The following is a 10,118-nucleotide window of genomic DNA, read 5'->3' on the forward strand; positions in this document are numbered from 1 at the left end:
TCAGCCAATACATGTGCTGACTGGTACACCGCCTTCGCGAGCAAGCCCGCTCCCACATTTTTGAGCGCATTTCAGCCCAGCATCGGCACATGCTTGGGATGGCTGGCCACGCGCTTCAACCACGCCTGCACGCCTGGATAGGCGCTCAGGTCAAAGCCACCTTCATCCGCCACATGGGTGTAGGCATACAGCGCCACGTCGGCAATCGAGAATTGGTCGCCCACCAGATACGGCGTCAATTGCAACTGGCGCTCCATCACCTTCAGGGCCTTGTATCCTCCCTTGTGCAGCTTCTTGTATTCCTCCAGGCGATCTTCCGGCAGCCCCAGGTAAAACTGGATAAACCGCGCCACCGCGATGTACGGCTCGTGGCTGTACTGCTCGAAAAACTGCCACTGCAGAACCTGGGTGCGCAGGCGCGGTTCGCTGGGCAGGAACTCACTGCCGTCGGCCAGGAAGTTGAGAATCGCATTGGACTCCCACAGGCAGGTGCCGTCTTCCAGCTCCAGCACCGGGATCTTGCCGTTGGGGTTCTTGGCCAGGAACTCCGCGGTCTGGGTGTCGCCCTTCAGGATGTCGACATCGATCCACTCATAGTCGATGCCCAACAGGCTGAGCATGAGTTTGACTTTGTAGCAGTTGCCCGATTTGTAATCGCCGTAGACCTTGTACATGGAGGCTCCCCTATGCCGCTTGCGCGTGCTGTGCTTGACGGACCACCGCAGCGAGACGCTTGAGACCTTCGTCCAAGCGCGCCGGGTCGATATGGCTGAAATTGAGCCGCAGGTGACCGTGATGATTGTCCGGCTCGGAAAAGAACGGTTCACCGGGCATGAACGCGATGTCCTGGTCGAGCGCAGGTGCCAACAAGGTGCGGGTATCGAGCGGCTGTTTCAAGGTCAGCCAGAAGAATAATCCGCCCTGGGGTATTTGCCAGTCGGCCAAGTCGCTGAAATGCCGCGCCAGTGCAGCCTGGAAAGCGTCGCGCCGGCCTCGGTAAAAACTGCGCAACTCTACCAGGTGATGCTGGTATTTCTCGGTACCGATCCATTGCATCGCCTGCCACTGGCCAACGCGATTGGTATGCAGGTCGGCTGACTGCTTGAGTTTGAGCAGGTGCGGGAACAGGTCCGGACTGGCGATCAGGTAGCCGACCCGCAGGCCGGGCAACAAGGTCTTGGATACCGTGCCGGTGTAGATCCAGCTGGCCTTTTTCAGCCGACTGACGATGGGTTGTGCGCTGCCGCCGTCGAAGGTCAGTTCGCGGTAGGGTTCGTCTTCGATCAGGGTTACGCCAAACTCGTCCAGCAACGCGGCGACGGCCTCGCGCTTGGCATCGCTGTAGCGCACCGCCGAAGGGTTCTGGAACGTCGGGATCAGGTAGACGAAGGACGGGCGATGCTGCTCAAGGCTGCTGCGCAAGGCTCTGAGGTCCGGACCGTCCGCTTCAAGCTGTACGGTCAGGCAATCGGCGCCGAACAATTGGAAAATCTGCAATGCCGCAAGGTAAGTCGGGCCTTCCAGGAGGATTTTGGTGCCCTTGTCGATGTACAGCTTGGCCGCCAGGTCCAGGGTTTGCTGGGAGCCGCTGACCACCATGACCTGGCGCGCATCGCAGGCAATACCCAGCACCCGCGCCTCGGCCGCCAGCAATTCACGCAACTGTGGCTCGCCTTCGCTCATGCCGTATTGGCCGATATTCAGCGGCATGCCTTCCCAATCCAGCGTGGGCAGCATCACTTCGGCCGGCAGGCCACCGGCGAAGGACATCACCTGCGGCTTTTGCGCCGCCGCGAGGATTTCACGGATCAGGGAGCTTTTAAGACGCGAAACACGTTCTGAGAAGGCCATAAGGGTCACCGGTAGCAAAGCCTGGGGAAAATACGTCAAACTGCTTGACCGAAATTACGACGACTTGGGCAGATACGTCAATATGCTTGACCTTAAAAACCAGACCAGCCAGCAAACCGCCATGGAAGCCTTCTTCTTCGGCTACCAGGCGTTCACCGCCAAGGCTGACGAAATGCTGGAGCGCCGCGGCTTGAGCCGGGTGCATCAACGCATCGTGTTTTTTATCGCGCGCTACCCGGCCTTGAGCGTCAAGGAGCTGCTGGAACTGCTCGGCGTGAGCAAACAGGCGCTGAATATGCCGTTGCGCCAACTGCAGGAGATGCACCTGGTGGACAGCGTGGCGTCCGAGACCGACAAGCGTAAGCGCCTGCTGGAGTTGACCGAGGAAGGCCGGCGTTTCGAACAATCGCTGCGGCGCGAACAGGTAAAGCTGCTGCAACGGGCGTTTGCCGAGGCAGGCGAGACGGCGGTAGAAGGCTGGCTGGCGGTAAACAAGGCACTCAGTGGCCAATCCTGAATTGCCTTTCATCCCCTTTCACACACAAAATAGAAAACATTATTTGCTTTATTTGTATACAAAAGCATAATTCGCTTCGTGCGAGTTCCTGACCTATTGGTCAACAAAACCCGCTGGTACCTCAAAGCGCTGCTGCCCACTCATGTGTCCGGCGCTGGAAATAACAATAAAACTCTTGAGGAGTACTTGCTGTGGAAAGCCGCAAATCCGAAGCCCCTACGCTCGACCTCTCGCCAACCCACAACGGTTGGCTGGAACGCCTGTTCAAACTCCGCTTGCATGGCACCACAGTGAAGACCGAGCTGATCGCTGGCCTCACGACCTTTATCACCATGGCCTACATCATCTTCGTCAACCCCAACATCATGGCCGACGCCGGCATCGATCACGGCGCGGCGTTTGTCGCCACCTGCATCGCCGCCGCGCTGGGTTGCCTGCTGATGGGCCTGTACGCCAACTGGCCAGTAGGCCTGGCGCCGGGCATGGGCCTGAACGCGTTTTTCACCTACACCGTGGTCGGGACGATGGGCTACAACTGGGAGACGGCACTGGGTGCGGTGTTTATCTCCGGTGTGTTGTTCATGATCCTGACGCTCTCACGCATTCGCGAGTGGCTGCTCAACAGCATTCCGGTGAGCCTGCGCCATGCCATGGGCGCCGGCGTCGGATTGTTTCTCGGGGTGATCGGCCTGAAAACCGCCGGCATCATCGTGCAAAGCCCGGCCACCCTGATCAAGCTCGGCTCCCTGCATGAACCCGCCCCATTGCTGGCGGCCATCTGCTTCCTGTTGATTGCGATCCTCAGCTACCACCGGGTATTCGGCGCGATCCTGATCAGCATCATCGCCGTGACCCTCGCCGGTTGGGGCCTGGGCCTGGTGGAGTACCACGGCATCCTGGCCACCCCGCCAAGCCTGGCGCCGACCTGGATGGCCATGGACGTGATGGGCGTGTTCAACGTCAGCATGATCAGCGTGGTGTTCGCCTTCCTGTTTGTGCACATGTTCGACACCGCCGGCACCCTGATGGGCGTGGCCCAGCGCGCAGGCCTGGTGAATGCCGACGGCAAGATCGAAAACCTCTCCCGCGCCCTGAAAGCCGACAGCGCCTCCAGCGTGTTCGGCGCCATGGTCGGCGTGCCGCCAGTCACCAGTTACGTGGAAAGCGCCGCCGGGGTTGCCGCCGGTGGCCGTACCGGGCTGACCGCCGTCACCGTGGGTGTGCTGTTTATCGCAGCGATGTTTTTTGCCCCGCTGGCTGGCATGATTCCGGCCTATGCCACCGCCGGCGCGTTGATCTATGTGGCGATGCTGATGATGAGCGGCATGGCCCATATCAATTGGGACGACGCCACCGACAGCATTCCGGCGATCGTCACGGCGATCATGATGCCCCTGACCTTCTCGGTGGCCGACGGCATCGCCCTGGGTTTCATCACCTACGTGGCGCTGAAGGCCGGCACGGGTAAACACAAGGAAATTTCCATCAGCCTGTGGGTGCTTTGCGCGATCTTCATCGCCAAGTTCGCGTTCCTGTAGGCCAACCCGCTTGACCCTGCCTCACCCCGTCGGGTGGGGCTTTTGTACGAATGGAGGAATGCAATGAGTCTGGAAACCTGGCTGCTGTTCAGCGGCGCTGCGCTGGTGGTGATCCTGATCCCCGGCCCCCTGTCCTTGCTGATGATCAGCAACAGCCTGAACTACGGCCTGCGCCGTTCGTACCCGGCCTTTCTCGGCGGGGTGATTGCTTCCATCTGCCTGCTGAGCGCCTCGGCGCTGGGTTTGGGTGCGTTGTTGCTGGCATCGGAACAGCTGTTCAGCGCCATGAAGATCGTCGGCGCGCTGTACCTGTTCTACCTCGCCTGGCAGAGCTGGCAGCAATCCCGGCAACCGGCCCACGTCGCCGACGTACCGCAAGTGGCCGCCACCCCGCGTTTTCGTGCGCTGTTTGGCCGGGCCTTTGTGCTGGGCGCCAGCAACCCGAAGGACATCCTGTTTTTCGCCGCCTTCCTGCCGCAATTCCTCAGTGCCCAGCAGGCCTTTTTGCCGCAGTTGCTGATCATGATCGCCACCTGGACCGTGCTCGACCTGCTGTGCAAACTGGCCTACGGCCTCGGCGCCCATGGCGCCGCGCGCTACCTGCGCAGCGGCAGGGGCCAGAGCTGGTTCAACCGGATCAGCGCGGGCTTGTTCACAGGCGCCGGCGCTGCGTCGCTATTGAGCCGCTGAAGATCCAGCCCCGATCGCACTGACGATCGGGGCCGCCTTTATGGTGCAATCAGCAGGCGAAAAAAAGCCCGCAGTGTGAGCGGGCGAAAAACCAACGAAGAGCTTTGGGGGTGTGAAGCGCGGTGACGACTCAGCTACCGCGATAGGTGGAGTAGCTGTAAGGCGAAATCAGCAAAGGCACGTGGTAGTGATCCTGTTCGGCGCTGATGCCGAAGCGCAGCACCACCACATCGAGAAATGCAGGTTCGGGCAGTTGCACACCGCGGGCGCGGTAGTAATCACCGGCGCTGAACTGCAACTGATAGACACCGCTGCGGTAGTCATCGCCTTGCAGCAGGGGTGCATCGCAGCGGCCGTCGCTGTTGGTCAGGGTGCTGGCGACCAGCTCAAGCTGTGCGCCCTCGACACGGTACAACTCAACCTTGATTGCGCTGCCAGGGCAGCCATGCGCGGCGTCCAATACGTGTGTGGTCAAACGTCCCATAGCGTCTGCGCGCCTCCCGAAGTCAGTAAAAAGTGAAAGACCGCACCTTTTCAGGTCACTGAAAAAGCCGGCGGTGGCTGATTAAGACACTTTTCAAAAAAATTGTACACAATAAATTCAACAAGCCTGCGTTCCGTTGCTGACGCCGATACTGTAGGAGCGAGCTTGCTCGCGAAGATCGTTAACGATAACGCAGCGCTTCAGGGTTAACGAGGCGCTCTCAGGTTTTTCGCGAGCAAGCTCGCTCCTACAGTGAATGAGGTTTTTTTCAATTTAGCTGACCAGTCAGGCAGGTTTCTTGCAGTGCTATTCTGCAAAGACCCTGCGGAAAAAATGCAGAAATACAGGCTTACAAAGTGCACACTAAGTTGTATACAATCAGTCATCGTTGTGACGCCACCCAGTCTTTCCGCTGCCCGGCCGCCACACACACCGCTACCACGAACAAGAAGGAAGACTGCAGTGAGCGCTGACTACCCACGCGACCTGATCGGTTACGGCAGTAACCCTCCTCACCCACACTGGCCGGGCAAGGCCCGTATCGCCCTGTCGTTCGTACTCAACTACGAAGAAGGTGGTGAGCGCAACATCCTGCACGGCGACAAAGAGTCGGAAGCCTTCCTGTCCGAGATGGTCTCGGCGCAACCGCTGCAAGGCGAGCGCAACATGAGCATGGAGTCGCTGTACGAATACGGCAGCCGTGCCGGCGTGTGGCGCATCCTCAAGTTGTTCAAGGAATTCGATATCCCGCTGACCATCTTCGCCGTGGCCATGGCCGCCCAGCGCCACCCGGATGTGATCCGCGCGATGGTCGCCGCCGGCCACGAGATCTGCAGCCACGGCTACCGCTGGATCGACTACCAATACATGGATGAGGCCCAGGAACGCGAGCACATGCTCGAAGCGATCCGCATCCTCACCGAACTCACCGGCGAGCGCCCACTGGGCTGGTACACCGGCCGCACCGGCCCCAACACCCGGCGGCTGGTGATGGAGGAAGGCGGCTTCCTCTATGACTGCGACACCTATGACGACGACCTGCCCTACTGGGAACCCAACAACCCGACCGGCAAGCCGCACCTGGTGATCCCCTACACCCTGGACACCAATGACATGCGCTTCACCCAGGTCCAGGGTTTCAACAAGGGCGACGACTTTTTCGAATACCTGAAAGACGCCTTCGACGTGCTGTATGCCGAAGGCGCGGACGCACCGAAAATGCTCTCCATCGGCTTGCACTGCCGCCTGATCGGCCGCCCGGCACGCCTGGCCGCCCTCAAGCGGTTTATCGAATACGCCAAGGGCCATGACCAGGTGTGGTTTACCCGCCGCGTCGACATCGCCCGTCACTGGCATGACGTACACCCTTTCCAGGGAGCCGCCAAATGACCGCGTTCCAAACCCTGAAACCGTCGAGCCTGAGCCGCGACGAATTCGTCGCAGCCTTCGCCGACATCTACGAACATTCGCCATGGGTGGCCGAAAAGGCCTTCGACCTGGGCCAGGACGCTTCGATCGACGAGATTGAAACCCTGCACCAGCGCATGAGCGACATCCTGTTGAGCGCCGATCACGCAAGCCAACTGGCCCTGATCAACGCTCACCCGGACCTGGCGGGCAAAGCGGCCGTCCAGGGCCAGTTGACCGAAGCCAGCACTAATGAACAGGCTGGCGCCGGTATTCACCAATGCTCGAGCGACGAGTTTTCGCGCTTCACCGAGCTGAACGATGGCTACAAGGCCAAGTTCAAGTTTCCCTTCATCATGGCGGTAAAAGGCAGCAACCGGCACCAGATCCTTGCCGCGTTTGAAACGCGCATTCACAACTCGGTGGAAGCCGAGTTCAAATGCGCGCTGGCCGAGATCAATAAAATCGCGTTGTTCCGATTACTGACCCTTTAGCAGACCTGGCCCGAGCGATTCATGAACGCCCAGGGCCTGGCGAGCATCCCAAGCCACTTACTTTAAGGCAGACAAGAAGAATGAAAGCGCAACCCGTACCTTTCGAAAAGTTCGTCAACCTGGCCGACGCCCGCCTGGGCACCAAGATCATCTCTGTCACCGATGACTGGTTCGCCGACGCCAACCGTCTGTTCCAGCCGACCCCGGCCGTGTGGAAGGAGGGCGTTTTCGATGACAACGGCAAGTGGATGGACGGCTGGGAGTCGCGCCGCAAGCGCTTCGAAGGCTACGACAGCGCCGTGATCCGCCTGGGCGTACCGGGCTCGATCAAAGGCGTGGACATCGACACTTCATTCTTCACCGGCAACTTCCCGCCATCGGCGTCCCTGGAAGCCTGCTTCCTGGCGTCCGGCGAGCCGGATGACAACACCCAATGGGTTGAAGTGCTGTCGGCGGTGGAGCTGCAAGGCAACAGCCATCACTTCCACGAGATCAACAACGACCAGGCCTTCAGCCACCTGCGTTTCAACATCTACCCGGATGGTGGCGTGGCCCGTCTGCGTGTGTACGGCATTCCGTTCCGCGACTGGTCGGCGGTGGGCGACAACGAACAGGTGGACCTGGCTGCTGCATTGAACGGCGGCCGCGCACTGGCCTGCTCCGATGAACACTTCGGGCGCATGAGCAACATCCTCAACCCGGGCCGTGGCATCAACATGGGCGACGGCTGGGAAACCGCACGTCGTCGTACGCCGGGCAATGACTGGGTGATCGTCGCACTGGGCCACCCGGGCGAGATCGAGAAGATCGTGGTCGACACCCTGCACTTCAAGGGCAACTACCCGGACACTTGCTCGATCCAGGGCGCGTTCGTGAAGGGCGGCACCGACAGCCAGATCGAAACCCAATCGCTGTTCTGGCGCGAACTGCTGCCGGCGCAGAAACTGGAAATGCACGCTGAACACACGTTTGCCGAGCAGATCAAGGCGCTGGGCCCGATCACCCACATTCGACTGAATGTGTTCCCGGATGGTGGTGTGAGCCGCCTGCGGGTTCTCGGTAAGGTCTCGAAGTAACACCCGATCGTTCCCACGCTCTGCGTGGGAATGCATACCGTGACGCTCTGCGTCACAAGAGCGGACGCAGAGCGTCCAGGGCGGCGTTCCCACGCAGAGCGTGGGAACGATCCATACACAAGATTAAGAAGACAGCCATGCGCACACTGATGATCGAACCCCTGACCAAAGAAGCCTTCGCCCCTTTCGGAGACGTTATCGAAACCGATGGCAGCGATCACTTCATGATCAACAACGGGTCGACCATGCGCTTTCATAAACTGGCGACGGTTGAAACCGCCACGCCAGAAGATAACGCGATCATCAGCATCTTCCGCGCCGACGCGCAGGACATGCCGCTGACCGTGTGCATGCTGGAACGACACCCGCTGGGCAGCCAGGCTTTCATCCCGCTGCTCGGCAACCCCTTTCTGATCGTGGTCGCGCCACTTGGCGATGAACCTGTATCGGGCTTGGTCCGCGCCTTCGTTACCAACGGCAGGCAGGGCATTAATTACCATCGCGGCGTCTGGCACCACCCGGTGCTGACGATCGAAAAGCGGGATGACTTCCTGGTGGTTGATCGCAGTGGCACAGGCAATAACTGCGATGAGCATTTTTTCAAAGAGGATGAGCGGTTGATCCTCGCCCCCCACCAATAAGAGAAGGTCTGATCACTCGACGACAGAGTGACAGGCGAGAGGTAAAGACTGTGGAAGCACATTTGATGGAATGGCTGAACCTGAGCGTGCGCTGGGTTCACATGATCACTGGCGTCGCCTGGATCGGCGCTTCGTTCTACTTCGTCTGGCTGGAAAACAACCTCAACCGCGTCAACCCCAAGGACGGCCTCGCCGGTGACTTGTGGGCGATCCACGGTGGCGGTATCTACCACCTGGAAAAATACAAACTGGCCCCGCCGACCATGCCGGACAACCTGCACTGGTTCAAATGGGAAGCCTACTTCACCTGGATGTCCGGCATCGCGCTGCTGTGCGTGGTGTTCTACGCCAACCCGACCTTGTACCTGCTGGCCCCGGGCAGCAGCCTCAGCGGTCCGGAAGGTGTGTTGCTGGGCCTCGGCTCGCTGTTGGCCGGCTGGTTCATCTACTCCTTTCTGTGCGACTCGGCACTGGGCAAGCGCCCCGCCCTGCTCGGCCTGATCCTGTTCGTGCTGTTGATTGCCGCTGCGTACGGCTTCAGCAAAGTGTTCAGCGGCCGTGGTGCGTACCTGCATGTGGGCGCCGTGATCGGCACCATCATGGTGGGCAACGTGTTCCGCATCATCATGCCGGCCCAGCGCGCGCTGGTGGCAGCCATCGCCGAAAACCGCACACCCGACCCGGCACTGCCGGCCAAGGGTTTGCTGCGTTCGCGTCATAACAACTACTTCACCTTGCCGGTGCTGTTCATCATGATCAGCAACCACTTCCCGAGCACCTACGGCAGCCAATACAACTGGCTGATCCTGGCGGGCATCGCGGTAGCGGCGGTGTTGGTGCGTCACTACTTCAACACCCGTCATAACAGCCAGAAATATGCCTGGACCTTGCCGGTTGGCGCGCTGGCGATGATTTGCCTGGCCTACGTGACCGGCCCAAAACCGGTGGCGACTGCACCGGATGTGGCCAAGGCTCCTGCGGCCATCGAATACCAGCCGCTGCCGGAAACGGCGTTGGGTGGCGGGCTTAAACCGGCTGCTCCAGCGGCACCTGCACCGGCACCTGCCGAAGCAGCACCGGCCCAGGCCTCGATTGATTTTGACAAGGTCCACGGGGTGATCCAGGAGCGCTGCGCGGTGTGCCATTCGGCCAAGCCGACAAGCCCGCTGTTCAGCACCGCGCCGGCCGGGGTGATGTTTGATACGCCGCAGCAGATCCAGCAAATGGCCCCGCGCATCCAGGCACAGGCCGTGGCCAGCCAGATCATGCCGCTGGGCAATATCACCCAGATGACCCAGCAGGAACGGGACTTGATTGGCACCTGGATCACTCAGGGGGCGCGTACCAACTGACTGATTAACGCAGGACTCGTGTGGGAGCGGGCTTGCTCGCGAATGCGGTGTGTCATTCAACACTTCAG

General features: G+C 60.3%; 11 protein-coding genes. 8 read left to right on the forward strand and 3 right to left on the reverse strand.

Annotated elements, in window-relative coordinates; genetic code table 11:
• Positions 1–71: 71 nt before the first annotated feature.
• Both ACW9I6_RS26310 and ACW9I6_RS26315 read right to left on the reverse strand, forming a co-directional pair.
• Positions 72–674 (reverse strand): glutathione S-transferase family protein, encoded by a 603-nt coding sequence (locus tag ACW9I6_RS26310; protein ID WP_008432197.1) that lies wholly within the window; start codon positions 672–674, stop codon positions 72–74.
• A gap of 10 nt (positions 675–684) precedes the next feature.
• Positions 685–1,851 (reverse strand): aminotransferase-like domain-containing protein, encoded by a 1,167-nt coding sequence (locus ACW9I6_RS26315; RefSeq protein ID WP_003212839.1) that lies wholly within the window; start codon positions 1,849–1,851, stop codon positions 685–687.
• Between the two features lie 82 nt (positions 1,852–1,933).
• Between ACW9I6_RS26315 and ACW9I6_RS26320 the strand changes: the two genes are divergently transcribed.
• The 3 genes from ACW9I6_RS26320 (at position 1,934) to ACW9I6_RS26330 (ending at position 4,596) form a co-directional block, all read left to right on the forward strand.
• Positions 1,934–2,368, forward strand: coding sequence for a MarR family winged helix-turn-helix transcriptional regulator (locus tag ACW9I6_RS26320; RefSeq protein ID WP_003212841.1), 435 nt, complete (start codon positions 1,934–1,936; stop codon positions 2,366–2,368).
• Positions 2,369–2,559: 191 nt separating this feature from the next.
• Positions 2,560–3,906 carry an NCS2 family permease gene (locus ACW9I6_RS26325; protein ID WP_003212843.1) on the forward strand — a complete coding sequence of 449 codons (1,347 nt, stop codon included), beginning with the start codon at positions 2,560–2,562 and terminating at the stop codon, positions 3,904–3,906.
• Between the two features lie 63 nt (positions 3,907–3,969).
• Positions 3,970–4,596, forward strand: a complete 627-nt coding sequence (locus tag ACW9I6_RS26330; protein WP_457340017.1) for a LysE family translocator — start codon at positions 3,970–3,972, stop codon at positions 4,594–4,596.
• 130 nt (positions 4,597–4,726) lie between these two features.
• Here ACW9I6_RS26330 and uraH read toward each other — a convergent pair whose 3' ends face one another.
• Positions 4,727–5,080, reverse strand: a complete 354-nt coding sequence (gene uraH / locus ACW9I6_RS26335) for a hydroxyisourate hydrolase (RefSeq protein ID WP_003209117.1) — start codon at positions 5,078–5,080, stop codon at positions 4,727–4,729.
• Positions 5,081–5,542: 462 nt separating this feature from the next.
• Between uraH and puuE the strand changes: the two genes are divergently transcribed.
• The 5 genes from puuE to ACW9I6_RS26360 all read left to right on the forward strand — a co-directional run bounded on the left by puuE (position 5,543) and on the right by ACW9I6_RS26360 (position 10,050).
• On the forward strand, positions 5,543–6,469 hold the full coding sequence (gene puuE, locus ACW9I6_RS26340; protein ID WP_008432189.1) for an allantoinase PuuE: 927 nt from the start codon (positions 5,543–5,545) through the stop codon (positions 6,467–6,469).
• Positions 6,466–6,981 carry a 2-oxo-4-hydroxy-4-carboxy-5-ureidoimidazoline decarboxylase gene (gene uraD / locus ACW9I6_RS26345; RefSeq protein WP_003209113.1) on the forward strand — a complete coding sequence of 172 codons (516 nt, stop codon included), beginning with the start codon at positions 6,466–6,468 and terminating at the stop codon, positions 6,979–6,981. The genes puuE and uraD overlap by 4 nt, the downstream gene beginning before the upstream one ends.
• 80 nt (positions 6,982–7,061) lie before the next feature.
• Positions 7,062–8,057: an allantoicase gene (alc, locus tag ACW9I6_RS26350; RefSeq protein WP_003209112.1), complete on the forward strand. Its 996-nt coding sequence runs from the start codon at positions 7,062–7,064 to the stop codon at positions 8,055–8,057.
• Between the two features lie 137 nt (positions 8,058–8,194).
• Complete coding sequence (locus ACW9I6_RS26355; RefSeq protein WP_003209110.1) at positions 8,195–8,698, forward strand: ureidoglycolate lyase; 504 nt, start codon at positions 8,195–8,197, stop codon at positions 8,696–8,698.
• Positions 8,699–8,748: 50 nt separating this feature from the next.
• Positions 8,749–10,050 (forward strand): urate hydroxylase PuuD, encoded by a 1,302-nt coding sequence (locus tag ACW9I6_RS26360; protein ID WP_087694785.1) that lies wholly within the window; start codon positions 8,749–8,751, stop codon positions 10,048–10,050.
• Positions 10,051–10,118: the final 68 nt, after the last annotated feature.

Source organism: Pseudomonas sp. SDO5522_S412 (assembly GCF_054071215.1).

Coding starts and splice junctions, on each gene's coding strand:
- uraD (WP_003209113.1), top strand. CDS start 6,466: ATGACCGCGTTCCAAACCCTGAAACCGTCGAGCCTGAGCCGCGACGAA.
- ACW9I6_RS26310 (WP_008432197.1), bottom strand. CDS start 674: ATGTACAAGGTCTACGGCGATTACAAATCGGGCAACTGCTACAAAGTC.
- ACW9I6_RS26330 (WP_457340017.1), top strand. CDS start 3,970: ATGAGTCTGGAAACCTGGCTGCTGTTCAGCGGCGCTGCGCTGGTGGTG.
- ACW9I6_RS26320 (WP_003212841.1), top strand. CDS start 1,934: ATGCTTGACCTTAAAAACCAGACCAGCCAGCAAACCGCCATGGAAGCC.
- ACW9I6_RS26355 (WP_003209110.1), top strand. CDS start 8,195: ATGCGCACACTGATGATCGAACCCCTGACCAAAGAAGCCTTCGCCCCT.
- ACW9I6_RS26315 (WP_003212839.1), bottom strand. CDS start 1,851: ATGGCCTTCTCAGAACGTGTTTCGCGTCTTAAAAGCTCCCTGATCCGT.
- alc (WP_003209112.1), top strand. CDS start 7,062: ATGAAAGCGCAACCCGTACCTTTCGAAAAGTTCGTCAACCTGGCCGAC.
- uraH (WP_003209117.1), bottom strand. CDS start 5,080: ATGGGACGTTTGACCACACACGTATTGGACGCCGCGCATGGCTGCCCT.